This is a genomic window from Streptomyces fildesensis (genome assembly GCF_016107395.1).
Classification (GTDB): Bacteria; Actinomycetota; Actinomycetes; order Streptomycetales; family Streptomycetaceae; genus Actinacidiphila; species Actinacidiphila fildesensis.
The window spans coordinates 300,871-325,509 of record NZ_JAAIKO010000001.1; the positions used below are offsets into that span (position 1 = coordinate 300,871).

Annotated in this window: 17 protein-coding genes and 1 pseudogene; 7 read left to right on the forward strand and 11 right to left on the reverse strand. The window is 72.1% G+C overall.

Annotation, left to right across the window (positions count from 1 at the left end; all coding sequences use genetic code 11):
* Positions 1-47: 47 nt before the first annotated feature.
* The 3 genes from C6N31_RS01280 to C6N31_RS45840 form a co-directional block, all read right to left on the reverse strand.
* The gene (locus C6N31_RS01280; RefSeq protein ID WP_232484657.1) at positions 48-1,796 is read right to left on the reverse strand and encodes a purine-cytosine permease family protein; all 1,749 of its coding nucleotides are present in this window, start codon (positions 1,794-1,796) and stop codon (positions 48-50) included.
* A gap of 133 nt (positions 1,797-1,929) precedes the next feature.
* The gene (locus tag C6N31_RS01285) at positions 1,930-2,682 is read right to left on the reverse strand and encodes a GntR family transcriptional regulator (RefSeq protein ID WP_138351053.1); all 753 of its coding nucleotides are present in this window, start codon (positions 2,680-2,682) and stop codon (positions 1,930-1,932) included.
* Between the two features lie 77 nt (positions 2,683-2,759).
* Positions 2,760-3,785: a DUF4190 domain-containing protein gene (locus C6N31_RS45840; RefSeq protein WP_138351054.1), complete on the reverse strand. Its 1,026-nt coding sequence runs from the start codon at positions 3,783-3,785 to the stop codon at positions 2,760-2,762.
* A gap of 170 nt (positions 3,786-3,955) precedes the next feature.
* Between C6N31_RS45840 and C6N31_RS01295 the strand changes: the two genes are divergently transcribed.
* The 3 genes from C6N31_RS01295 (at position 3,956) to C6N31_RS01305 (ending at position 8,110) form a co-directional block, all read left to right on the forward strand.
* Positions 3,956-5,308 (forward strand): glycoside hydrolase family 18 protein, encoded by a 1,353-nt coding sequence (locus C6N31_RS01295; RefSeq protein ID WP_198357017.1) that lies wholly within the window; start codon positions 3,956-3,958, stop codon positions 5,306-5,308.
* Between the two features lie 271 nt (positions 5,309-5,579).
* Positions 5,580-7,592 (forward strand): SpoIIE family protein phosphatase, encoded by a 2,013-nt coding sequence (locus C6N31_RS01300; RefSeq protein WP_187144997.1) that lies wholly within the window; start codon positions 5,580-5,582, stop codon positions 7,590-7,592.
* Positions 7,589-8,110: an ATP-binding protein gene (locus tag C6N31_RS01305; protein WP_138351057.1), complete on the forward strand. Its 522-nt coding sequence runs from the start codon at positions 7,589-7,591 to the stop codon at positions 8,108-8,110. The genes C6N31_RS01300 and C6N31_RS01305 overlap by 4 nt, the downstream gene beginning before the upstream one ends.
* A gap of 18 nt (positions 8,111-8,128) precedes the next feature.
* On the opposite strand, the gene C6N31_RS01310 is transcribed toward C6N31_RS01305, so the two are convergent.
* From C6N31_RS01310 to C6N31_RS46855, 5 genes and pseudogenes are all read right to left on the reverse strand, one after another.
* Positions 8,129-8,890, reverse strand: a complete 762-nt coding sequence (locus tag C6N31_RS01310; protein WP_138351093.1) for an SDR family NAD(P)-dependent oxidoreductase — start codon at positions 8,888-8,890, stop codon at positions 8,129-8,131.
* A gap of 94 nt (positions 8,891-8,984) precedes the next feature.
* Positions 8,985-9,686, reverse strand: a complete 702-nt coding sequence (locus tag C6N31_RS01315; RefSeq protein ID WP_198357018.1) for a DUF4232 domain-containing protein — start codon at positions 9,684-9,686, stop codon at positions 8,985-8,987.
* Positions 9,687-9,776: 90 nt separating this feature from the next.
* Entirely contained in the window at positions 9,777-10,058 is a 282-nt protein-coding gene (locus C6N31_RS46845; RefSeq protein ID WP_438817402.1) for a hypothetical protein, read from the reverse strand.
* Positions 10,052-11,677 (reverse strand): NB-ARC domain-containing protein, encoded by a 1,626-nt coding sequence (locus tag C6N31_RS46850; RefSeq protein ID WP_438817403.1) that lies wholly within the window; start codon positions 11,675-11,677, stop codon positions 10,052-10,054. The genes C6N31_RS46845 and C6N31_RS46850 overlap by 7 nt, the downstream gene beginning before the upstream one ends.
* A gap of 170 nt (positions 11,678-11,847) precedes the next feature.
* A pseudogene (locus tag C6N31_RS46855) lies at positions 11,848-12,495 on the reverse strand (AfsR/SARP family transcriptional regulator); the annotation flags it as partial.
* A gap of 126 nt (positions 12,496-12,621) precedes the next feature.
* On the opposite strand from C6N31_RS46855, the gene C6N31_RS01325 reads away from it, so the two are divergent.
* The 3 genes from C6N31_RS01325 (at position 12,622) to C6N31_RS01335 (ending at position 16,748) form a co-directional block, all read left to right on the forward strand.
* On the forward strand, positions 12,622-14,973 hold the full coding sequence (locus C6N31_RS01325) for an ABC transporter ATP-binding protein/permease (protein ID WP_138351059.1): 2,352 nt from the start codon (positions 12,622-12,624) through the stop codon (positions 14,971-14,973).
* A 75-nt stretch (positions 14,974-15,048) separates the two neighbouring features.
* On the forward strand, positions 15,049-15,726 hold the full coding sequence (locus tag C6N31_RS01330) for a hypothetical protein (RefSeq protein WP_381586430.1): 678 nt from the start codon (positions 15,049-15,051) through the stop codon (positions 15,724-15,726).
* Entirely contained in the window at positions 15,723-16,748 is a 1,026-nt protein-coding gene (locus C6N31_RS01335) for a serine/threonine-protein kinase (RefSeq protein ID WP_138351061.1), read from the forward strand. Before C6N31_RS01330 ends, C6N31_RS01335 begins: the two co-directional genes overlap by 4 nt.
* Positions 16,749-16,794: 46 nt before the next feature.
* Here C6N31_RS01335 and C6N31_RS01340 read toward each other — a convergent pair whose 3' ends face one another.
* Entirely contained in the window at positions 16,795-18,075 is a 1,281-nt protein-coding gene (locus tag C6N31_RS01340) for a streptophobe family protein (RefSeq protein ID WP_198357019.1), read from the reverse strand.
* A 137-nt stretch (positions 18,076-18,212) separates the two neighbouring features.
* Between C6N31_RS01340 and C6N31_RS45850 the strand changes: the two genes are divergently transcribed.
* Positions 18,213-19,397 carry a DUF6777 domain-containing protein gene (locus C6N31_RS45850; RefSeq protein WP_198357020.1) on the forward strand — a complete coding sequence of 395 codons (1,185 nt, stop codon included), beginning with the start codon at positions 18,213-18,215 and terminating at the stop codon, positions 19,395-19,397.
* 763 nt (positions 19,398-20,160) lie between these two features.
* Here C6N31_RS45850 and C6N31_RS01350 read toward each other — a convergent pair.
* Entirely contained in the window at positions 20,161-21,558 is a 1,398-nt protein-coding gene (locus tag C6N31_RS01350; RefSeq protein ID WP_198357021.1) for an SWIM zinc finger family protein, read from the reverse strand.
* Entirely contained in the window at positions 21,555-24,491 is a 2,937-nt protein-coding gene (locus C6N31_RS01355; RefSeq protein WP_269287962.1) for an SCO1167/SCO6262 family helicase, read from the reverse strand. The genes C6N31_RS01350 and C6N31_RS01355 overlap by 4 nt, the downstream gene beginning before the upstream one ends.
* Positions 24,492-24,639: the final 148 nt, after the last annotated feature.

The window sequence follows — 24,639 nt, forward strand, 5'->3', positions numbered from 1 at the left end:
ACGAGTTGCCAGGAAGAGGTACCGATTCGGCCAACTGTACGACTGGATCAGCTGGTTCGAACGGTGGGCAGCGGCATCAGCACCGGTCCGCCGCCGCCGTCGGCGTCCTTGCAGACATCACCGCACCCGGCGTCGAGACTGCAGCACAGCGAGCAGATCGGCCCCGACTGGACGGGACAGTCGGCGACGTCCGGCAGTTCGTACGCGGTCGCGCACACCGTGCAGGTGTGGGTGGCCGTCACATCCGCTACTTCAACCCCCGGACCATTGACCGGATTCGGCCGGGCCAGGTAGTAGCGGCCTTTGGTCGCCCAGGCCAGCAGGGGGCTGAGGGTCATGGCGAGCCCGAGGGCGATGAAGGTGCTGAACGCCTCCGCGTACTCGCCGAAGAGACCGAAGAAAGCGAGGATCGAGACCGTGGAGGCGATGGCCATCGCGCCGAAGCCGGCCGGGTTCACCGCGTGCAGATAGGCGCGCTTGAACTCGATGTACTTCGGGCTCAGCCCGAGCGGCTTGTTGATGACGAGGTCGGCGGTGACCGCCGCGATCCACGCGATGCCGACGTTGGAGTAGAAGCCCAGCAACTTGCCGAGCATGGAGAACATGTTCATCTCCATCAGCGTCAGCGCGATGCCGAGGTTCAGGAAGATGTACCAGACACGGCCCGGGTGCTTGTGGGTGATCCGGGAGAAGAAGTTCGACCAGGACAGCGACCCGCTGTAGGCATTGGTCGTGTTGATCTTGATCTGTGAGACCACGACGAAGACCGCGGCCGCGGGCAGCGCCACCGACCCCAGCCAGGGCTTGAGCGCCTCGATCTGCGGCGCGATCGGCTCCAGCGCGTGCGTCTTGCCGACGGCCGCGAGCGCGCAGAAGGCGAGGAACGCGCCGCCCAGCTGCTTGGCCGCGCCGATGATCACCCAGCCGGGCCCGGCGGCGAGCACCGCGAGGTTCCAACGGCGCTTGTTCTGCTCGGTCTTGGCGGGCATGAACCGCAGGTAGTCGGCCTGTTCGCCGATCTGCGCGATGAGCGAGAGCGCCACGCCCGTACCGAGTCCGAAGCCGAGCCAGTGGAAGCCGGAGCCCGCCCCCTCGGTGCCGCCGAAGGACCCGAACGCGCCCCAGGAGTCGGGCGACTGGAAGGCCAGGACGAGGAACGGCAGCACCAGGCCGATCAGCCAGACCGGCTGTGTCCACGCCTGGAGCCTGGCGAGCGCGCCCATCCCCCGGAAGACGAACGGGATGACGATGAGCGTGGTGATCAGATAGCCGACCGCCACCGGGATGTGCAGGGCCGAGTGCAGCGCCTGCGCCATGATCGAGCCTTCGAGCGCGAAGAAGATGAACGTGAAGCTCGCGTAGATCAGCGAGGTGAGGGTGGAGCCGAAGTAGCCGAAGCCCGCACCGCGCGTGACGAGGTCCATGTCCAGGCCGTAGGTGGCGCAGGCGCGGGCGATGGGGATGCCGGTGAGGAAGATGATCGCCGCGGCGCACAGGATCGAGGCGAGTCCGCTGGTGAAGCCGTAGGTGAAGACGATCGACGCGCCGATCGCGAAGTCCGCGAGATAGGCGATCCCGCCGAGGGCGGTGGACGCCACCATCGTCGGCGACCAGCGGCGGAAGGAGTGCGGCGCGTAGCGCAGCGAGTAGTCCTCACGGCTCTCGTCGGCCGCGAGCTTGGCGTAGTTCCTCTTGGGCGCGCCGAGTGCGCCAGGTGCGCCGGGCGGCTCGGGGGTGCCGGGCACTGCCGGCGCCTCGGGTACCGCCTTGTCCGTGGGTGTCGCGGTGTCCGTCATCGCCGCAAAGTAGGTTCCGGACATGACAAGTGGTGGCGGAGCTCGATTGCCCGCCGGTTAAGGCCGTCGGCCTCGCGTTACGTCCGCATGACAGGCCCGGACCCCGATGTCCGGCTATCGATCACTTCACCGGTCACTTCACCGGCAGGTGGTATGCAACGCGGTACCGCTCGGCCGGCACGATGATGTCCGCGGTCTCCACCGGACGGCCGGACGCGTAGTACGTCCGCCTGACCTCCATCACGATGTGGCCGGGCACTCCGCCGAGCGCCGCCGTCTCGTCCGCGAGACCGGGCCGCGCGCCGACCTCCTCGACCATGTTGTCGACCACGAACTCGATGCCCGCCATCCGCTCGACGACGCCCTGCCCACCGAGCGGCCCCTCCTCCGGCAGCATCACCGGGGTGCGGCCGGTGACGGCCAGCGGCTCCCATGAGGTCGCGAGCATCATCGGCTCGCCGTCGGTCCGGTAGAGGTAACGCGTACGCATGACGCGGTCCCCCGGCTCGATCCGCAGCCGCTCGGCCACCGGCTGCGTCGCCAGGTCCTGGTTGCTGCTCGACTCCCAGGTGCCCTTCACGCCCTCGTCGCCCTGCTCCTGGCGGAACGGGCTGGGCGGGCTCGCCGGGCGGTAGCCCGAGCGGATGATGCGGCGCGGTTCCGCACGCTCGCGCACATAGGTCCCCGAGCCGGAGCGTCCCTCGACGAACCCCTCGGCCATCAGCACCTTGCGGGCCTCCAGCGCGACGGTGTCGGACACCCCGTACTCGGTACGGATGCGCGCCTGGGAGGGCAGCCGGGTGTGCGGCGCGAGCGTCCCGTCGAGGATCTTCTGGCGCAGGTCGTCGGCCACACGAAGATATGCGGGCTGCTCACCGAAAGGCACGGTGCCCCTCCCTCAGGTTGACTATCTGCGACAGCTTGACAACCCTGGGTGGTTGACCGCAAGCCATGCCCAAAGGTTTACGCGTTGGTTCCCGAGTCCCCCGAGGACGCCTTGACCGAGCCGGTCATCTTCCGGCCGCCGTCGCCGAAGAAGCAGGTCACCCTGCGGTCGCCGTTGGACCAACCGCTCTCGCGCGGCAGCGAGTAGTAGATGCTGAGCGAGTCGACCGACCGGCCGGAGCCGTCGAGGTAGTCCTCCGCGAGCACATTGCACTTGGTGTCGGCCATCGTCTGCACCGCGTCGTCGCCGGGGTAGTCCGAGGACGCGTCCGAGAGGGAGGTGACGCCGAAGGTCTCCGCGTCGTGCTCCTCGGCGCACGGCACCACGTCGACACCCTTGGACTCGCCGCTGGATTCGCTGAGCGAATCACCGTGCAGGTTGAAGCACTGGCCCGTCCGCAGGTCGTCCGTGCGCGTGCCGCTGTTCAGGGCGCCGACCACCCCGAGGGTGATCACCACCGCGAGGAAGAGCGTCGCCACGCCGGAGACCGCGATGCCCGAGATGGCCAGCGCCTTGCCCTGCTGCCCCCGCTTGCGGATCTGGGCGAGCGCGACGATCCCGAACACCACCCCGAACACGGGGATGCAGCTCACGGCCAGCACGAAGGACGCGATGGCCATGCCGTTCATCGACTGCGGGGGCGGCGGCGGGTACCAGTACTGCTGGTACGGGGGCGGCGGGTACGGGCCCTGGGCGTAGGGCGGCTGACCGTACGGAGGCTGCCCGTACGGACCCGGCGGCGGGAACGGCGGCTGGCCGTGCGGCGCCTGACCGTACGGCGGCTGCGGCCCGGCCGGGGGCTGCGGGTACGACGGCAGGCTCGAGGCGGTCGGGTCCGGCGCGGGCCCGGTGGGCGCGGCCCACTCAGGCGTGGTCGGCTCGGACGCGGTCGGCTCGGCCGACTTCACCAGGCTCGGCCCGTCGTTCGCCGGCGGCGGTGCGTCTTCCGGCTGCGGCTCATCGTCCTGCGGCGGCCGGGGCTGGTCCTCGGGCTGCGGCTGGGGCTGGTCTTCTGACGGCGGATGGGGCGGCGGTATGTCCACCCGGGGATCCTACGGACTCCCCGGAACCTTGCCGTACCCCCTTGACCGTATTGGTCTAGGCCAATACTTTCCTGTTCTGCACATCTCCGCATGTCCCGGCACAGCACTCCCGCACAGCGCTCCCCGCACAGCACGGCTACATTCCCGGCTCACGCACAGGAAAGAGCCCCATGCGTCGAAGATTTCTCGGCAGGCTGGCCGTCGCCGCCTGCTCCTTGTCCCTGGTGGTGGGGCTGCCCGCGCTCACCACCGCCGCCAGCGCGCACCAGCCCGGGCATCACCAAGGCCCGGAGTACAAGCGGGTCGGCTACTTCACCCAGTGGGGCATCTACGGCCGCAACTACCAGGTCAAGAATCTGCAGACCAGCGGTACCGCCGCCAAGCTGACCCACCTCAACTACGCCTTCGCCAACATCGGCACCGACGGCAAGTGCTTCGAGGCGAACGTGCCCGGCCAGGGCGACGCCTGGGCCGACTACCAGCGCCCGCTCGACGCCGCGAGTTCCGTGGACGGCACCGCCGACACCGCGGAGCAGCCGCTGGCGGGCAACTTCAACCAACTGCGCGAGCTCAAGAAGGCCAACCCGCGCCTCAGGACGATGATCTCGATCGGCGGCTGGGGCTGGTCCACGAACTTCTCCGACGCGGCGCTCACGCCCGCCTCGCGGAGCGCCTTCGTCGCGTCCTGCATCGACGTCTTCATCAAGGGCAACCTGCCACTGCTCGACGGCAAGGGCGGCCCCGGGTCCGCCGCGGGCCTGTTCGACGGCATCGACATCGACTGGGAGTGGCCGGGTTCGGCCGGCAACACCGGCACCGTCTACCGCCCCGAGGACAAGAAGAACTTCACGGCGCTCACCGCCGAGTTCCGCCGCCAGCTCGACGCGTACGGCCGCCGGACGCACCGGCACTACGACCTGTCGGCGTTCCTCCCGGCCGCCCCGGCCAAGATCGACGCCGGCTTCGAGGCCCGCAAGATCTTCAACTACCTGGACTTCGGCACCGTCCAGGGCTACGACTTCCACGGGCCCTACGAGGCCACCACCAACCAGCAGTCGGCGCTCACCACTCCCCGGAACTCCCCTGTTCCGAACGAGTTCAGTGACGCGCAGGCCGTCGGCGACTGGCTGAAGCGCGGCGCGCCCGCCCGGCAGCTCGTCCTCGGCGTGCCCTTCTACGGCCAGGGCTGGACCGGCGTCCCCGACGGCGGCACGCACGGCCTCTACCAACCGTCCACCGGCCCGGCCCCCGCCACCTGGCAGCCCGGCAACGAGGACTACCACGCCCTCAAGGCCTTTGCGGCCTCGGGCACTTACCACGTGTACCGCGATACCCGTAACGGCTTCGCGTGGCTCTACGACGGCACCAACTTCTGGACCTACGACGACCCCCAGGTCCTCAAGGCGAAGACGTCCTGGATCCGCGACCACGGACTGGGCGGCGCCATGGTCTGGTCCCTGGACGGCGACACCGCCGACGGTGAACTGATAGCCGCCATCGACCGCGGCCTCGGCCACCGCTGAACCGCGGGGACTGCTGAACCGCTGAACCGCTGAACCGCTGAGCAACTGAGCAACTGAACCGCTGATCCGACCGGTAGCGCCGCCCGGTCCACCGCCCTCACCGGCGGCGGACCGGGCGGCTTCCGCAATACCGGTTCCACCTCAACACGTCAAGCCGCTCAGCGATTCTGCCCGAGTCCGATACGGGTTGCGTTACGTTGAGTTAATGACAGCTCACCCAGCGCGCACCGGGCCCGGGGGCGCTTCTGTCCAGCCCCGGAACAGCGGAGTGATGCCGGCTGCCCACGGTCCAGGATCCTGGGACCTGGCCGAGTTCCATCAGGAACTGAGCGCGCTCAGCGAGCGGATCTCCGATCTGCGCGGGCGCCGCGACGGCCGCCCCGCGGACATCCTCGGCGCACTCGACCTGGCACTCGTCGAACTGGAAGTCGCCGAGGACGAGTTGCGGACCTGCATGGAGGAGCTGCACGCGCACGGCGAACGGATCGCCCAGCGCGTCGAGGGCGCCGACCGCGAGTGGCAGATGCTCAACACCACCTTCCGCGAACTCCCCGTCCCGGTGTTCCTGCTCAGCCCCGAAGGCGCCATCCACCGCGCCAACGACGAGGCGGCCCGGCTGCTCGGCAGCACCGGCGAGCAGCTGACCGGGCAGCCGCTGGCGGCGCGGGTCCAGGCGGGGTACCGCCGGGTCTTCCGGTCGGCGCTCGGTGCCGCGCAGCGCGGCGCCCGGCCCGGACCGCTGCCCCTGCTGCTCACCAGCACCGACGGAACGAGCGCGGTGCGGATCCAACTGGCCCAGTTGCGGACCCCGCCGGGCGCCCGGCAGCTGATCTCCGCCGTCGTCCTGTCCCCGGACTCCGCCGAATCCCCGGACGCCCACGACCCCCGCCTTCCCCGCGACGATGCCGCGCGCACGGACCACGTCGCCGCCGGCACCGTCCATCGTGCGATCGCCACCTCGAACCGCACGAGCATCCGCGACCGGAGCCCGGACACGGCGACCCAGCGGGACGAAGTCGCCATGGGCGTACGGCGGCTGGACGTCGTCTGCAGGATGACGCGGCTGCTGGTCGGCGAACCGCTGCGGCCGGGGCCCGGTCTGCTCGAACGGGCCGCGACCCTGCTGGCGAACGAGTTCTCCGCCCGGGTCATCTTCTTCCTCGTACGGGCCGGGACCCCGCACCAGGTCGCCGCGATGCCCGCGGACGCGCCGCCCTACGCCCGCCCGGCACCCGGTCCGCGGCCCGGGACCCGGGCCGGCCGCGAGGCGTCGACGGCCACGGCGCAGCGCGTGGCCCGTGCCGTCATCGCCTCCGGCGCCGCCCTGCTCGAACCGGCGCCCCCCGTCGACAGCGTCACTCCGCGCCCCCTGGGCCCGGTCCTGGGCGTACCGCTGGGCAGCGGTCCCGAGACGCTGGGCGCGCTGGTCCTGCTGCGCCGCGGCGGGTCCCACGGCTTCACCCTCCCCGATCTCGGTCTGCTGGAGGAGCTGGGCCAGCACCTCGCGATGGCGCTGCTCGCCGAACGGGACCACCGCCGCCAGGAGAACGCCGCGCAGGTGCTCCAGTTCAGCCTGCTCCCGTCCGAGCTGCCGGAGATCCCGTTCACCGAGGTGGCCGGCCTGTACCGGCCGCCGGGCGACGGCCCGCAGGTGGGCGGCGATTTCTACGACGCGTTCGCCACCCTCGGCGGCTGGGGCCTGGTCGTCGGCGATGTCTGCGGCAAGGGCGTCGAGGCCGCGTCCGTCACGGCCGCGGTGCGGCACGGCATCCGCACCCTGAGCGTCTGGGAGGAGCGCCCGGACGTGGTGCTGGAGAAGGTCAACCACGCGATGGCCGTGCAGCATCCGACCGACCGGTTCGTGACCGCCGTCGTCGCCCAGGTCCGGGTGGAGCGGGGTCTGGCCCGGGTGCGGCTGGCCAGCGCCGGGCATCTGCCCGCCGCGGTACTGCGGGCCGACGGCACGGTCGGGTTCGCCCGGGGCGGCGGCCGGCCGCTCGGGCTGTGCCCATCCCCGGAGGCCGAGGTCGAGGAACTCGTCCTGAGGGGCGGGGACGTCCTGCTGATGTATTCGGACGGCGTCACCGAGGCCCGCGACCGTAACCGGTCGTTCTTCGACGACGACCGGCTGCTCACGGCCCTGGCCGGGACCCGCGGCCTGTCCGCGGAGGCGGTGGTGAGCGCGGTGGAGCAACAGGTCATGGAATTCGCCGGCGGCTCCCCGCAGGACGATCTGACGCTGCTCGCGCTGCGGGTGGTCCCACAGGAAGAGGACCGCTCATGAAGCAGCAGCCAGGCGCATTCGGGCGGAACGCGCTCCCTGCCGCCGTCCCCGTCTTAGCGGCCCCTACGGCCCCTTCCGGCCCGGTCCCGGCCGCGATCCCCGCGCAGGTCCCTGCCCCGGCTCCGAGCCCGCCGGGGACGGCCTTCCGGACCTTCCCCGGAACCCCGGCCCATGTCTCCACCGCCCGCCGCTACGTCACCCAGTTCCTCGCGGACCCGGGCTACCGCCACGTCATCGACGACGCCGTGCTCCTGGTGAGCGAACTGGCGAGCAACGCGATCCTGCACACCAGGTCGGGGGATCCGCTCGGCGGCTTCACCGTCGAACTGGGCTTCCCCGCGGGCACCGTGCGCATCGCCGTCCACGACCAGGGCAGCCGCGAGGTCCCGCGGGTGCTGCACGGCAACGGGGAGGGCGGCCGCGGCCTCGGCCTCGTCGAGGTCCTCGCCGCCGACTGGGGCATCACGGGCGGTCCGGCCGGTCGCACCGTCTGGTTCGAACTGACCCTGCGGCCGTGATGCCCCCGGGGGCGGCCCTCAGCGGGCCGTGAAGCCGCCGTCGACCGCCAGTGCGGCGCCGGTGATGAACGCCGCCTCGTCGCTCAGCAGGAACGCGGTGAACGCGGCGATCTCCTCAGGGAGCGCGATCCGCCCCATCGGGTGCATCGCGGCGATCGCCGCCACCGCCTCCGGTGTCGCGCCCATCGTGGCCCGGAACAGCGGAGTGTCCACTCCCCCGGTCACCAGCGCGTTGACCCGCACCCCCTGCTCGGCGGTCTCCAGCGCCGCCGCCCGCGTCAGCCCGACGACCCCGTGCTTCGCCGCCACGTACGGCGAGACCCCGGCCATTCCCACGACGCCGAGATTGGACGCGTTGTTGACGATCGCGCCACCACCGGCCGCGACAATCGCCGGAATCTGGTACTTGAGGCCGTAGAACACGGTCGACAGATTGTGCGCGATATCCGCCTGCCAGCCGTCGGCGTCGATCGACTGCACCGGCCCGAACGCATTCACCCCGCCGACATTGTTGAAAGCCCCGTCCAGCCGCCCGAATTCCGCCACCGCGACCTCCACCACGCGGGCGGCCTCCTCCTCAACGGTGACATCGGCCCCCACGAACACCGCCCGCCCACCGGCGGCGCGAATCCCCGCGGCGACTTCCTCCCCGACATCCTTCCGCCGCGCGGCAATCACCACAGCGGCCCCTTCGGACGCGACGCGTTCCGCGACGGCCCTTCCCATTCCGGAGTTTCCCCCGGTGACGACAATTACCTTGGAATCAAAGCGAGATGACATGCCTTGAGCTTGCGCCGTTGCCGCCGCGGGGTCCGGCGGGAATCAGACGTCGAATCCGGTCGACCTGATGGTCCGTAGCGCTCGCACGCGGCGCTCAGAACTCGTCGGCGCCGTTGCGGAGCTCGTACGTCCAGTAGCCGGTCTTCGCGGCGGACTCGTCGACGGAGAGGCCGCCCGAGGGGGCGGTGACGACGCGGCTGCCTTCGGCGGGGCCGTTGGCGGCGAAGAGGTTGACGTTGAAGGTGGTGACGACCTTGTTGTTCTCGTGCACGCCGCCCAGGCCGACGCGGACGTTCGCGTAGGCCGGCTCGCCGGACTTCAGGACGATCGGGGTCGCGGGCTTGCTCTTCGCGACGGCCGGGATGTCCTTGGCGGTCTGGATGTCGCCGAAGGCGATCAGCGGGTACTGGAGGAGGCGGCAGGAGCGGCCGGAGGTGTTGAGGGCGGTCAGGACGATGTGCTCGGTGGGCGTCTCGTCCGCCTTCGCCATCGTGATCTTCACGTCCTTGTAGCCGCAGGCGGGGACCTTGGACGTGTCCGTCGAGCCGGTCGAGTTCTTACCGCCGGTGCCGGAAGTGGAGCCCGTCTTGCTCTTGGACGCGGCGGGGTCCGCCGTCGCCCCGGTGCCCGCCGTGCCGGCCGCCGGCTTCGACGCGGTGTCCGAGGGGGTCTGCGAAGCGTTCGGGGTCCCCGCGGCCTTCGCGTCGGTGTCGCTGCCGCCGCAGGCGGTCAGGCCCAGCGAGAGTGCGGCGACGACAACGGCGGCGGCGATGGTGTTCTTGCGGTGGATACGCACGGTGGATCTCCCCGTAATGGATGGTCGGCGCACGCATTCGGTGCTGAATACAACCTTCCGGTGGCGCGCTGCCGTCCCGCTTACGTACCGCTAACGATCGGCTGACAGCCGTGAGAGCAGTTCCGCGGCCCGTGCCGAGCCCTCCGTGAACCCGGCCGCTTCGGCTGCTGCCGCAGCCCCTTTCAGCTGGTCAGCGGCCTCGTCGGGACGGCCGAGGGCGGCCAGCGCCTCGCCCCGGACGATCTGCAGCATCGCCCGGCCGACCACCGCGTCGGGGGAGACCAGTTCCGCCGCGGACAGCGTGTGCGCGAGCGCCTCCTCGTACGCCTCCGTGGTGAGGCAGTGCCTCGCCAGATGCTGGAGAGTCAGCACCTGGGTGGGGGATGGCCGGTCCGTGCGGCGAGCGTGACCGCGTGGGTCATCAGCTGCCCCGCCCGGACGTGGTCACCGGTGGAGTCCAGGACGGCCCCGAGGTTGACGTAGGCCACCGCCTCGCTGATCGCGTCGCCCGCCCGTGCGGCCAGTTCGGGCGCCTGCTCCAGCTGGACGAGCGCCTCGGCGTCCCGGCCCTCCTCGTGCAGCACCCAGCCGAGCAGTGCCCGCACCCGCGACTGCGCGTCCAGGTCGCCCACGTGCTCCGCCGAGTCGAGCCCGGTCCGGAGGAGCGGCACCCAGCCGTCCCTGATCCGCCACAGCATCAGCGGCCACTGCACGACGGCGAGCCGCCAGGCCCGGTCGTGCAGGCCCATCGCGACGGCCGCGGCGACCGCGCCCTCCAATGCCGGACGCTCCGCCTCGTACCAGGCCAGCGCCGCCGCACGGTCCTCGAACTCCCTGGTCGCCGGGGGCCGTCGGAAGTCCGGGGGCAGCGAGTAGCAGGGCTGGGAACCGGGTTCGGCGGCGGCGTCCGCCGCGAGCCCTGTGTAGAGGTAGTGGTCGATGAGGCGGTGCAGGCCCTGAGGGTCCGCCTGCGGGGCGAGATGGCGGGCGTAGAGGCGGACCAGGTCGTGCGGCGTCCAGCGGCCGGGGACGGTCTCGGTGAGCAGATGGGCCGCGGCGAGCCGGTCCAGGTCGGCGGAGGCCTGTGCGGGGGACATCCCGGCGAGCGCGCCCGCCGCGAAACGGTCCAGGTCGGACCCGGTGTGCAGGCCGAGCGCGCGGAACATCCGGGCGGCCGGCTCGGGCAGTTGCTGCAGCGTCAGCCGCAGTGCGGCCGAGACCCCGGTGTCCTCGATGTTCAGCAGGGCCAGACAGCCCTGTTCGTCGGCCAGTTCGCCGACCATCGCGTCGAGCGTCCACTGCGGCCGCTCGGCCAGCCGTGCCGCCGTCACCCGCAGGGCGAGCGGCAGCCCGTCGCAGAGTCCGGCCAGCCGCGCGGCGGCGCCGGGCTCGGCGGCGACCCGATCCGCGCCCAGCACGCTGCGGAGCAGCGCCACCGAGTCGGCCGGCGGAAGGTGTCCGAGAGGTACCGGCCGGGCCGCGTCGGAGGCGATGAGGCCGCCGAGCCGGTCTCGGCTGGTGACCAGCGTCGTGCAGCGGTCACCGCCGGGGAGCAGCGGCCGGACCTGCTCGGAGGAGCGCGCGTTGTCGAGGACGACGAGGAGCCGGCTGTCCGCGGTGAGGGAGCGGAACATTGCGCCCATCGCGTCGGCGGTCTCCGGTATCCGCTGCGCCGGGGTACCGAGTGCCAGGAGGAACTCCCGCAGTACGGCGCCGGCTTCGGGCGCCGGGGTGTCGCTGAAGCCGCGCAGGTCGGCGAAGAGCCGTCCGTCCGGGAAGTCGGCGCGCCGGTCGTACGCCCAGTGCACGGCGAAGGCGGTCTTGCCGACGCCGGCGGGCCCGGTGACCAGGCAGACGGGCGCGTCCCCGGCATCGACGGCCCGGGCGAGCGACGCCAGTTCGGCGCCCCGTCCGGTGAATCCGCGCGGCGGCCGTGGCAGCTGCTCGGGGACCGCGACCGCGGTGTGGAGGGCGGGGCGCTGGGCCGGCATGGGTTCCGCGGAACGCAGGAGCGTCGCGTACGCCTCGCCGAGCGCCTCGCCGGGGTCAACGCCGAGCTCCTCGGCGAGCAGCCGCCGGGTGCGGTGGTACCAGCCGATCGGTCCGACTGGCGCCCCGAGCGGCCCAGCGCCAGCATCAGCGCGGCCGCCAGGGTCTCCCGCAGCGGGTGCGCGACGGCTTCGGTGCGGAGCACGGCGGCGGCCCGGCCGTGCTCGCCGAGCTGCCCGTACGCGTCGGCGAGCGCCTCCACCGAGGCCAGCCGCCGCTCCTCCAGCCCGCCGGCCGCCGCCTCCAGCGGCCGGCTCTGCACGGTCCCGGTGAGCGCGGGTCCCTGCCAGAAGGAGAGCGCCTCCCGCAGCATCCGCACGGCGTCGGCGGGCCGCCGCTGCACCCCGGCAAGCGCGACGAGCTCTTCGAAGCGATGGGCGTCCACCAGGGATTCCGGCAGGTGCAGGGTGTACGCCGTCCCCTGCGTGGCGAGCTCGACCCCGTACGCCGACGCTCCGTGCTCGGCGAGCACCGCCCGCAGCCGTGAGACATGGCCCTGCAGGACGGTCTTGGCGTGGGCGGGCGGCTCGTCCTCCCAGAGGGCGCCGATCAGCTGGCTGACGTTCACCGGGGTATTGGGCCGCAACAGCATCATGGCCAGCAGGCTGGAGCGTTTGGCGGGCCCCAGCGCCACGTCCCCGTTCTCCGTGACCACGGCGACGGATCCGAGCAGCCGGAATTCCACCTCATACCTCCACGATCCGCTTCGCCCCGGCAACCGAGGATACGCAGCGGTAGCCGGCCTCCGATGCCACCCCATGGCCGGTGATCCGAAGGTGATCGGCTGGTGATCCCTCGGTGATCACCGGCGCGGCCCGGTGACGGCCGTCTGCCGACGGGCACCTGCCGACGGGCGGGGCCCGGCTCCCCGCCGTAAAATTTGACCATGGAAGACCGACCGGTCACTCCCATCGCACCCGAGCTCGTCGTCGAAGCTGACGGCGACTCTCAGGTGATGGAACCGAGCAGGTCCTACCGTATCGGGCGCGATCCGCAGAGCGACGTCGTGCTGAGCGACGACCGGGTCTCCTGGCACCACGCGGTCCTCCGGCCCGCCGTCGGCCACTGGATGCTGGAGGACGACCACAGCACCAACGGCACGTACGCCGACGGACAGCGGGTGCGGCTGTCCTCGGTCGGCCCCGGCAGCGTGATCCGGTTCGGTGACGCGGACGACGGACCGCTGGCGGTCCTCAGCAGACCGGCGGTGGTGCACCCGGCGGAGGTCCGGCGGCCGTCGTCCGTCTCGCATCCCGCCGCCACCCGTACGTTCCGCCGGCCGAGTTCCGTGCGGCCGCTGCCCTCGACGGCCCGCACGGTGCGGATCGGCCGCGCTCCCGACAGCGACCTGGTGATCGACGAGCTGGTGGTCTCGCGCCGGCACGCCGAGCTGCGGGCGGGTCCTGACGGCTACGAGATCGTCGACCTGGGCAGCCACAACGGCACCTACCTCAACGGCCAGCCGGTGGCCCGCGCCCCGGTGATCCCCGGCGACATCGTCGGCATCGGTCACTCCGCCTTCTGCCTCGTCGGCGACGAACTCCAGGAGTTCGTCGACACCGGCGAGGTGTCGCTCGACGTGCAGGACCTGGCGGTACGGATCGACAAGGGCCACCGGACGCTGCTGGACGGGATCTCCTTCCCGGTCGGCGAGAAGTGCCTGCTGGCGGTGGTCGGCCCGAGCGGCGCGGGCAAGTCGACGCTGCTCAACGCGCTGACCGGGCAGCGCCCCGCGGACGAGGGCACCGTCCTCTACGACGGCCGGGACCTGTACCGGGACTACGCCGAGCTGCGCCAGCGCATCGGCCTCGTACCGCAGGACGACATCCTGCACTCGCAGCTGACCGTGCGGCGGGCCCTCGGCTACGCGGCGGAACTGCGCTTCCCCGAGGACACCGTCAAGGCGGAGCGGCAGGCGCGGGTCGACGAGGTGATCCAGGAGCTGGGACTCGGCCAGCGGGTCGGCCAGCCCATCCACAGCCTCTCCGGCGGCCAGCGCAAGCGGGTGAGCGTGGCGCTGGAGCTGCTGACGAAGCCGTCCCTGCTCTTCCTCGACGAGCCGACGTCCGGTCTCGACCCGGGCATGGACCGCTCGGTGATGCACATGCTGCGCGGCCTGGCGGACGACGGCCGCACGGTCATCGTCGTCACGCACAGCGTGCTGAGCCTGGACGTCTGCGACCGGCTGCTGGTGCTCGCGCCGGGCGGGAAGATCGCGTACTACGGGCCGCCGGAGGACGCGTTGGCGTACTTCGGGTTCGAACAGTGGCCGGAGGCCTTCGAGGCGTTCGAGAACGACGGGGAGCGCGACTGGTCGGGCCTGTACCGCGCCTCGCCGCTGCACCGGCAGTACATCTCGACGGAGTCCCGGCAGCCGCAGCACGTCCCCGGGCCCGCGCGGGTCCCGGTCGCCCCGCCGAAGCCGCAGAGCTGGGGCGCGCAACTGCGCACGCTGGTCCGGCGGTACGCGGCCGCGCTGACGGCCGACCGGACGTTCCTGATCATCATGGTGGCCCTGCCGTTCGTGATGGGCGCGATGGCCCACGCCCTGGCCGGCAGCAAGCTCACCCAGGAGACGGCGTTGAACGGGCTGCTGATCCTGTGCGTCGGAGCCGTGCTGACCGGCGCCGCGAACGCCGTACGCGAGCTCGTCAAGGAGCGGGTGATCTACCAGCGGGAACGGGCCGTCGGGCTGTCCCGGTCCGCGTATCTGATGTCGAAGGTGGTGGTGCTCGGGACGATCACGGTGGTGCAGGCCGTGGTGCTCACCATGGTGGGGCTGTTCGGCGTGGATCTGAACGCCCCTGGAGGGAAAGGGGTGTTCCTGCCACCACTCCTCGAAATCACCCTCGCCGTGGCGTTGCTGGCCTTCACCGCGATGATGCTGGGCCTGTTCGTGTCCGCGCTCGTGCGGAAGGAGGAGGTCACCATGCCGCTGCTGGTCCTCCTCGCGATCGTGCAGGTCGTGTTCTGCGGTGCGCTGCTGAAGCTGAACGGCGTGCCGGGGCTGGAGCAGCTGTCCTGGCTGGTGCCGTCCCGCTGGGCGCTGGGCGCCATGGCGGGCACGGTGGGCCTGCACCGGATCGTGCCGCAGGAACTCACCTCGGACCCGCTGTTCCGGCACTCGCCCGGGGTCTGGCTGCTGAACATGGGCATGCTGGTCGTCCTCTCGGCGGTGCTGGGGTTCCTGGTCGCCAGGCTGCTGCGGCGGCACGAACCCGCGATCATGCGGAAGTAGCGCCGAACGCCCCGCGCTTTCGTCTGCCATCCCCACCCGTACCCGTACCCGTACCCGTGCCCCGAGGAGCTGCCCGTGACTGTCGCTCCCGACTTCCTTCCCACCCATGTCGTCCCGCCGGAAGGCCTGATGACCTGGTCGGCACCGGACGCGACGCAGCCGAGCGGCCCGCTGGACCCGCTGCTGCCCGTCCAGGTCGTCGACCGCCGGGGGGACTGGGCGCTGGCGCTGTGCTCCAACGGGTGGTCGGCGTGGGTGGACGGCCGGCTGCTGCTGTCGGTCCCGCACGGACCGCCCGCCGCCGGGCAGCCGTCCGCCCGGACCGCCGACCCCCGGCCGCTGCTGGCCACCGTCGAGGCCGAGGTGGGCCGCTACCGGCGGCTGGTCGAGGAACTGGGCGCCGGGCAGCTGGACGGCGAGGAGTTCCGGGAGCGCACGCGCGGCATGCGGGTCGGTGTGGTCGTGGACGGCGAAGCGGTCTGGCTCTACGACCAGCGCCACGAGCGGTGGTGCTACTGCGACGGGGTGTCGCTGCGGACGTTCGCCGCCTCGCAACGGCCGTCGGCCGGGGGTGGCGACGGGAACGCGGACAGAGGCGGCGGGGCCGTACCTCCTGAAGAGGCGGCCGCCGGCGCCGACGAGACCCGGGTCGCCGAGAAGACGAGGTTCGCCGATGGGCCCCCGGCCGCCGGGAAGACCCGTGTCGTCCCGTCGGCCGACCATCCGCCGACGCGGTTCGGTGAGCCCCGGTGACCAGCCGGGACCCCTCACCCGACTCCGGACTGCGCGGGCACCGGATCGCGGAGTACCAGCTGGAGGACGAGATCGGCCGGGGCGGTATGGCGGTCGTCTACCGGGCGCGGGACCTGCGGCTCGGCCGGACCGTGGCCGTGAAGGTGCTGGCGCCGGAACTCGCCCGCAACGACAACTTCCGCAAGCGCTTCGCCCATGAGTCACGGGTGGCGGCGGCCATCGACCATCCGCACATCGTGCCGATCTTCGAGGCCGGTGAGACGGACGGCGTGCTCTACATCGCCATGCGGTACGTCGAGGGCAGGGACCTGCGGGCGCTGCTCGACCGCGAAGGGACGCTGTCCCTCGAGGCCACCTGCCGGGTGGCCCTGCAAGTGGCCTCGGCGCTGGACGCCGCGCACGCGCACGACCTCGTGCACCGGGACGTCAAGCCCGGCAACATCCTGTTGGCCGAAGGCACCGACAGCGACCGTCCCGAGCACGCCTATCTGACGGACTTCGGCCTGACGAAGAAGTCGCTGTCGCTGACCGGCTTCACCAGCGTCGGGCAGTTCGTGGGCACGCTGGACTACGTGGCGCCCGAGCAGATCTCGGGCCGGCCGGTGGACGGCCGGTGCGACGTCTACAGCCTGGGCTGTGTGGTCTTCGAGATGCTGACCGGGGCGCCGCCGTTCCGCCGCGACGACGACATGGCCCTGCTCTGGGCGCACCAGTACGACTCGCCGCCGGGCCTGTCCGAGCTGCGGCCGGGCCTGCCGCAGGCCGTCGACGCGGTGCTGGGCAAGGCCCTGGCCAAGGCCCCCGAGAACCGTTACGAGACCTGCCGGGGGTTCGTCACGGCGCTGCGGACCGCCGGCCGGAGCGGCCGGCCGGGGACGGCGGGGAGTCCGCCGGCCGAGCATGCCGCCACCCGGGTGAACTCGGGTGGCGGCGCGGAGGCGGACGGCCGGCGGCAGCGGACCGCGGCTCCGCCGCCACCACCGGGCTGGGCCGCGCCGGTGTTCCCGGCCCGCCCCGGCTGACGTTCACCGCCCGTCACCTCGCGGCCACGACCGCCCCCTGCCCGTCTCAGTCCGCCGTCGCGTCCTTCACGTCGCCCGGACGATGGCGTACGTGCCGGGCCAGCAGGCTGCCGAGGAACCCGGTGACCAGCCCCCAGAGCGCCGCCAGGACGACCAGCAGGAAGAGGTGCGGTTCCAGGGAGACCTCTCCGCCCAGACCGCCGCCGAGGTCTCCGATGCCGATCAGGGACAGCCCGTAGCGCGCGGAGATCCGGGTGGTCAGTCCGACGAGGAGCAGGGCGACGGCCGAGGCCACGGCCATGTCGACGGCGTGCCGCCACGCCGGCGTCCGGACCGGGGAACGTACCGCCGCGACGAACCCGGCACCGAGCAGCGCCACGGCGGCCACGGCCACCAGCAGCCAGGCCCGGCCGTCGTATTGGGTGAGCGAGCTCATGTCGAGGTTCCGGTCCACGCCCTTGCTGCGGAGCACCTGGTCGAGCATGTGCGGCATGGGCAGCCCGATGGCCTGGTCCACGTGCCCCTCCCACGTTCCGCCCATGCCGAGGCCGAGTGCGATCCAGACCAGGTTCGGCAGGCCGAGGAGCAGGACGGCGACGGTCTCAGCCGGATGGCCCCGCGTGATCAGGGTGACCAGCCCGGCGATCAGGCCGATCACCACATAGCCGAGCAGCACCAGCAGCATCGCGAAGGCCGGCGGCCGGACGGAGTTCTGGAAGTGCAGCAGCCGGGAGGGCAGCGGTGCCTTCCGGGAGACGAGGAAGGCGAGCGCGAGCACGGCCAGCACCCAGAGGAGGCCGAATCCGAGGGTCGGGGGGACGTCCGCGCGGAATCCGACCTGTGGCGTCGCGCCGAGCGCCTCGCCGAGGTCCTGCTCGATGCCGTTGCCCACCGGGATGCTGAAGGTGTGGCGGGCCGCGAGGGCGAGCAGCAGGAGCAGCAGCAGCCAGAGCACGGCCGTTCGGGCGACCCGGCCGAGCAGCTCTCCGACGTCGGTCACCGCCCTCGCGCGCAGCGGCAGCAGGAAGACGACGGCGGTCACGAGGGAGCCGGCCAGCGTCACCGACAGCGGAATGACGTCGATGGCGGCGTCCGTCCGGGCGAGGAACCCGGCGTCACCTGACAGTTCGACCGAGCCGCCGACCGCCATGACGACCACGGCCGCGACCACCGGGGGGAACGCGCCGCCGGGAAGGTCGCCCGCGCCCGCCGCCCACAGGCCGAGGGCGGCCACGACGAGCATGACGGCGGTCCCCGCCACGGCTGTGGCGAGGGCCTCTCCCCAGGCCCGGAGGGCGCTGGGAACGGGGCTTCGCGGCTGACTCACGCTGTCTCCTGCCGGGAACGGAGGCGATGCAGAACTTGCGGGCGACAGTGCACCGGATCACACAATGGACCAAAACTGATGATTACTGGGCAAATTTCTCACTGCGCCGGACGATCCGCGCGCCGGAAGAGGGACTCGTGACATCTGCACCGCCCCCCGAAAGCCACCCGACCGGCCCACCGTCGGGCCCGCTCGCCGCGCCGCGCCCGTCGGACCCGACGCAGGCCATGCCCCGGCAGCAGCCCGCCCCGTCGGGGCAGGGCGGCTCGCCGGGCGGCCCCGAGGACGGGAGCGGCGGCCGGGGCGGCGGAGGCGGCGGGGACGGGAGCGGGGGCCCGGGAGACCACCGGCCCTGGTGGCGGTCCGCGCCCCGGGTCGCCCTGATCGCGGTCGTCCTGGTCGCGGCCGTGGCTCTGGTCGTCTTCCTCACCCGTCCGGACAAGAAGTCCGCCGACACGAGCGGTTCCGACAGCACGGGCCCCGAGCTGTTGCTCCAGCCGGCAGCCGCCGCGGGCACCGCCCCCTTCACCCAGTCAACGGCGAAGGACTCCTCGGAGCCCGCCTCCGCCAGCCCGATGCCCAGCCTGCTGTCCAGCGGGACGGACGGCACCAGCACCGCGGACGGCTCGGCGCCCGGCCTGTACGGCGGCACGCTCAAGGTGTCGAGCTGTGACGTCGAACGGCAGATCGACTTCCTGACGGGCGACGCGGCGAAAGCCAAGGCCTTCGCCGGCGTCGAAGGCATCGAGCCGTCCGAAATCCCCGCCTATCTGCGCTCCCTGACGCCCGTACAGCTGCGCATGGACACCAGCGTCACCAATCACGGCTTCAAGGACGGCAAGGCCACCGCCTTCCAGTCCGTGCTGCAGACCGGCACCGCCGTCCTGGTCGGTGACCGCGGGGAGCCGCGCGTGCGCTGCGCCTGCGGCAACCCGCTCCAGTCGCCGGCACCCGCGCAGAACGCGAAGACGACCGGGCAGGCATGGCCGTCCTACGACCCGGCCAAGGTGGTGACCGTGGCGGACGCGAAGAAGGACGTGGACGCGTTCGTCCTCTACGACGCGCAGACGGACCAGTGGTTCAAGCGCCCGAGGGGCGACACGGGCGCCACGGACACCCTGACGAACCGTCCGGGCAGCGTCACCTCCACCCCGCCGACGACCACGCATTCGGCCACCCCGTCGCCGCACTCCTCGACAACGACCCACTCCCCCTCGCCGACCCCGACCCACTCGCCGTCGACGACGCCCACCCCCACACCCACCCCGACCACCACCGCACCCACCACCTCAGCCCCGGCACCCGAGCCCCTCACGTCCTGACGTCGTCCGGACGGCGTGTGGTCATCCGGCCTGTTCGGTGGTCGCGATCGCCCGCCGCAGGGTCTGCCGGGCGTGGCCCAACTCGTCCGCACGCCGGTCGAGTTGGGCGAGCTGGGCACGGAGTCTGTCCGATCACGGCGGACCACCGGTCGTCGTGCACGGCTTCGCCCCCACCACCGCTGGCGACCTGGCAACGCTGGCCACGCTCGCGCGCCGCCATCCGACCGCTGGGCCCCGAGGGCCTTGTGGAGAAGAGGGCGATGCCAGCACGGGAACCGGCAAGGGGTCGACTCCCGAAAGAGTCGACCCCTTGCCATCTGCGAACCTGACGAACAACCCAGCTTGCGGTAACGAACCGATCAGACGTTGAAGCGGAACTACCCCACAACGCTCTGACCTGCGGGTATGTGGGAGCATTCCAGCACCATCCCAGCACAGGATGCGCGACAAAATACAAGACCCGGGGTCGCCAACGGTACACAACAGCGTCGGCAAGGGGCTGAGGTCTGCGGGGCGTTTCCGCATCGTCTTCGACCTGATCGCGCTCGCCAACTCCCGTGTCTCGCCTGCGATCCGCCCCTCACAGCGGCCAAGCGTTCAGCAAGCCGCCGGGGCCGTAGGCGGCATCGGGCCTCGGGCCGTCGACTCTGCGGCGGGAGACCGCCACGACTGGGACGGGTTCGTCGGTGAGGGCGCCCCTTTGTCGATGGAGAGCTGCCAGGTCGTGCCGTCCATTCGCCGCACCCGTCCATTCGCCCCAAGGTCACTGTGCGCCGAGGGCTCCGTACAGCGCCTCGTCGGCGTCGGTGGCGGGCGGGCCCGCCGCCCACCACTGGCCGCGCTCCTTCTGGTACGGGTACCAGCACCCGTCCGAGCCCCAGCGCAGCTCGACGTCCTCGCCGACCAGCTGCAGGCGGCCACGGGTCCGGCGCGGCCTGGGCGGTCCTGACCGGCCTGGAATCCGTACCTGCAGCAGCCGCTCGCGTGCCGCGGCCTCAGTCTCGGGCGGCGGTACGAGTGTGCCGTCCAGGGCGCTCAGCGCCGCCGGGCCGCCGTAGCGCCAGGCGACGCTCGCCCGGGCGAGCTGGGTGCGGGCCCGGCCCGAGCTGTTCAGGAGGCGGGAGACCACCGGCAGGTCGCCGTCGGCGGCAGCAGCCCGGCGCACGGTGTCGTGCCAGGGGTCGCCGTCCAGCATCAGAAGATCGGCCGCCTGCGTCTGCGCGGCCCCGGCAGCCGCCGTTGTATCGGTGACATCCCGCTGGTCAACCGCCCACACATAGACCGCCGAAGCACGCCGGGCGGCATCGACAGCCAGCAGGTGCAGCGCTTCCGGGGCGACGGACTCGCCCACGAGCAGCACCGGCGTCATCGCCGCGGCCCTCTCCTGGCCCACGACAGGAGCCGGGACGGGAACAAGGAGGGGCGCGGGCAGCACCGGCAGTACGGCAGGACCGTCCGCCGCGCGGGCCCGGGCCCGCGCGAACGCCTCACCCGCCGGGACCCCACTGGGCCGCGCCGCCCGTACGGCCTCCTCGTCCGCCGCGGACTGCTCCCGCGCTCTGTGGCGTACCGAGATCTCGGTGGCTGCCTCGACAAGGTCGCGTCCGCGCAGTACGAGCAGCGCCTCGGCGCGGGTGTCCAGGGCCCGCGCGAACGCGTACGACAGCGCGGCGGCGTGCTTGCACGGGTCGCCCCAGTCGGGACAGGAGCAGTGGTAGACGAACGCGTCCGGCGGTGGGACCAGATCCGTCTCCGCCCGCACCGCGGCATCGACCGCGTGTACGCCGAGCCGACCCTGGGCGAGTTCGAGCAGCAGCTCCCGCCCGGCGGCGGTCCACTCCTCGAAGAGCTTGTCCCACTGCGCCTCGGACAGTTCGGGTACGTGGATCTCGCAGCGGTAGGGGGTACGGCGGCTGCCCTTGACGCGGGCGGCCACCGACCCCGGCCGCACCGTGATCTCGCCGACCGCCCCCTTGCGTGCGTAGGTGCGGGCGCGGGCCAGGCGGCTGTCGTGGCCCGCGGAGAATCCGTACCCGAACGACGAGGAAGGCGTCTGAAGGGAGTCGATCCACTCCTCGCCCCACCAGCTGCTCGCCATCTCCCGCTGCCCGCGCGCCAGTTGCGGCGCCGGGAGGGCGAGGGTACCGGTGCGGCGTCTCATCGGCGGCTCCTGTCGCCGTGGGCGGAGTGCAGGGAGACCAGATCGGCGAGTTCATCGTCGCTCAGGTCGGTGAGGGCGGCCTCGCCCTGCCCCCCGAGCACGGAGTCCGCCAAGTCACGCTTACTGCTGAGGAGTTGGGCGATCCGGTCCTCCACCGTACCCTCGGAGATCAGGCGGTGGACCTGGACGGGCTGGGTCTGGCCGATGCGGTACGCGCGGTCGGTGGCCTGATCTTCCACGGCCGGGTTCCACCACCGGTCGTAGTGGATGACGTGCCCGGCGCGGGTGAGATTGAGGCCGGTGCCCGCGGCCTTCAGGGAGAGCAGGAAGACCGGGGCCTCGCCGTGCTGGAAGGCGTCGACCATCTCCTCGCGCCGCTTCACCGGCGTACCGCCGTGCAGATAAAGGGAGTTGATGCCGCGCGCGGTCAGATGGTGTTCGAGGAGGCGGGCCATCTGCGTGTACTGGGTGAACAGCAGCACGGACGCGTCCTCGGCGACGATCACATCGAGGAGTTCGTCGAGGAGTTCCAGTTTGCCACTGCGGCCGGTCAGCCGGGTCGCGTCGGGCTCCTTCAGATATTGGGCGGGGTGGTTGCAGATCTGCTTGAGCGCGGTGAGGAGTTTGAGTACGAGGCCGTGCCGGGCGATGCCCTTCGCCTCCCGGATCGCGGCGAGCGACTCGCGTACCTGCGCCTCGTAGAGCACGGTCTGCTCCCTACTCAGCAGCACCCGCTCATCGGTCTCTGTCTTCGGTGGCAGCTCGGGCGCGATGCCCGGGTCGGCCTTGCGGCGGCGCAGCACGAAGGGGCGGATGAGCCGGCCGAGGCGCTCGGCCGCCGCACTGTCCTCCTCGCCGGCCGCACCGCCGCGCGCGGCACGCTCGGCGGCCCGCCCGTACCGCTGCCTGAAGGTCTTCAGGGAGCCGAGCAGCCCGGGGGTGCCCCAGTCCAGGAGCGCCCACAGTTCACTGAGGTTGTTCTCCACCGGCGTGCCCGACAGGGCTACGCGCGCCGAACTCGGCAGGGTGCGCAGCGCTTTCGCGGTGGCCCCTGCCGGGTTCTTCACGTGCTGCGCCTCGTCCGCGACGAGGAGCCCCCACGGCCCGGCTTCGGCGAGCGCCTGGGCGTCGCGGCGCATGGTTCCGTATGTGGTGAGGACGATCTCGCCCGGCTTGAGGCCGCCCAGATCGCGCCCCGGTCCATGGTGGCGGCGCCAGGGGGTGCCGGGCGCGAACCTGTCGATCTCCCGGCCCCAGTTGCCGAGCAGGGATGCCGGACAGACCACCAGAGCCGGCCTGCCCGCGGTCGCCGGATCCTCCTGGCGGCGCAGATGCAGGGCGATCGTGGTGATCGTCTTGCCCAGGCCCATGTCGTCGGCGAGGCAGGCGCCGAGCCCCAGCCTGGTCATCCGGTCCAGCCAGGCAAGTCCGCGCAGCTGATAGCCGCGCAGGGTGGCGTCCAGGGCGGCTGGCGCGGCCAACTCGGCCGCACTGGCCCGCTCGGGAGCGGCGAGCCTGTCGCGCAGCGCGGCCAGCCACCCTCCTGCCCGTACGGGAACGAGAACACCGTCGGGGTCCTCCACGCTGCCGGTGAGCGCGGCGGCCAGCGCATCGAGGGCGCCCAGTTCCTTGCGGGCCCTGCGCGCCTTGCGCAGCAGCTCCGCGTCCACCACGACCCACTGGTCACGCAGCCGCACCAGGGGGCGGCGGGCCTGCGCGAGCCGGTCCAGCTCGCCTTGCGTCAGCGTACGGTCGCCGACCGCGAACTCCCAGCGGAAGGAGAGGAGTTGCTCGGGCGAGAAGAACGCGGGGGTCTCGGCATCCTTCTCGCGCTCGGCCTCCTTGTCGGGCTCGATCACCGCGCGGGCCGTCATCTCCCGCGCCAGCTCCTTGGGGAGGTGGACGGCCACCCCGGCGGCCGACAGCGAGGCCGCCCCGCCTGCCAGGAGTCCAATGAACTCCTGGTCGTCCAGGGCGAGTTCATCTGGAACCGGCAGCGAGAGGATCCGGTGCAGCGGCGGCCACGCAGCGGCGGCCCGGCGCAGAACGTCCTCCACCTGGACGCGGGTACGCGGACCGAAACCGCCGCTCTCGCCACTGAAGACGCCGGCCGCGTCCGCGAGGAGCAGCGGATCGGCGAGCGAGTGCACCTGCACGACGGCCCGCACTGATGCACCGGCCACCTCCAGAGCAGCGTCGTACGCGTCCTCGTCGTACGCGTCGCCCTCGTCGTCCGCATATTCACGCATCGCGCCGCCCGGCAGTTCGAGCCGCAGCGAGACGCGTACACCGGCATCCCGGCCGTCGGCCACCTGCGCGGCCCACGCCCGCAGCCCCGGCAGGTGCTGCGCATCCCGCGAGGCGAACGGCCGCATCCCCGCGGCCGCCGATGCGGCAGGGGTACGCGGCAGCAGATCCGCCACCGCGTCCATGAACTCCCTCAACCGGGCGTAAGGATCGGGGAGTTGCAGCGGCGTACGCGCACTCCCCTCCCCCGCGGACTCCAGCGGTACGGCGTACGCGGCGGGCGGCATGACCTCGGCCAGCGCTCGCACCCAGGTCGCGTCCGCCTCCGCATAAGGGCCAAGCCGCCAGGCATCATGGTCACCGGCGCTGAGCCCCGGCAGCAGCAGCCCACGCCCCGCCAGGTGCAGGGCGTACAGAGCAGCATGCCGCCAGACTGCCGCCGTCTCACCGCACGGCGCATCCGCCTCCACGTCCACGGACAAGACCCAGGGCAGCACCTCGGCCAACGGCCGCACCACCGCCGACACCGTACGCCGACGCGCACCACGCCCATGCGCGGTAACGATCTCCACGTCCTCGGCCGGCAAACCCACGGGAAGCCGACCGCTCCCCGCGACATGAAACGCGACGCGCCCACTGCGCGGTGGATCCGCCGGCAGAAACACCGCCACACACCCGGACAACACCGCCCACTGCTCCCCGGCGAACGCCGGGGACGAAACCCTTTCCCGACCCCCCGCGGGCTCAACAGCCGCATGAGCTACGGCAACAGGGGGTACGGCAACACGGGATACGGCGCCACGGGCCGACCCGCGCACGACAGACAGCCGGGGG

What these genes read in the sequence shown, in the direction of transcription:
- C6N31_RS01280 (WP_232484657.1), bottom strand. Translation starts at nt 1,796, where the DNA reads ATGACGGACACCGCGACACCCACGGACAAGGCGGTACCCGAGGCGCCG.
- C6N31_RS01295 (WP_198357017.1), top strand. Translation starts at nt 3,956, where the DNA reads ATGCGTCGAAGATTTCTCGGCAGGCTGGCCGTCGCCGCCTGCTCCTTG.
- C6N31_RS01300 (WP_187144997.1), top strand. Translation starts at nt 5,580, where the DNA reads ATGCCGGCTGCCCACGGTCCAGGATCCTGGGACCTGGCCGAGTTCCAT.
- C6N31_RS01305 (WP_138351057.1), top strand. Translation starts at nt 7,589, where the DNA reads ATGAAGCAGCAGCCAGGCGCATTCGGGCGGAACGCGCTCCCTGCCGCC.
- C6N31_RS01310 (WP_138351093.1), bottom strand. Translation starts at nt 8,890, where the DNA reads ATGTCATCTCGCTTTGATTCCAAGGTAATTGTCGTCACCGGGGGAAAC.
- C6N31_RS46850 (WP_438817403.1), bottom strand. Translation starts at nt 11,677, where the DNA reads ATGCCGGCCCAGCGCCCCGCCCTCCACACCGCGGTCGCGGTCCCCGAG.
- C6N31_RS01325 (WP_138351059.1), top strand. Translation starts at nt 12,622, where the DNA reads ATGGAAGACCGACCGGTCACTCCCATCGCACCCGAGCTCGTCGTCGAA.
- C6N31_RS01350 (WP_198357021.1), bottom strand. Translation starts at nt 21,558, where the DNA reads ATGAGACGCCGCACCGGTACCCTCGCCCTCCCGGCGCCGCAACTGGCG.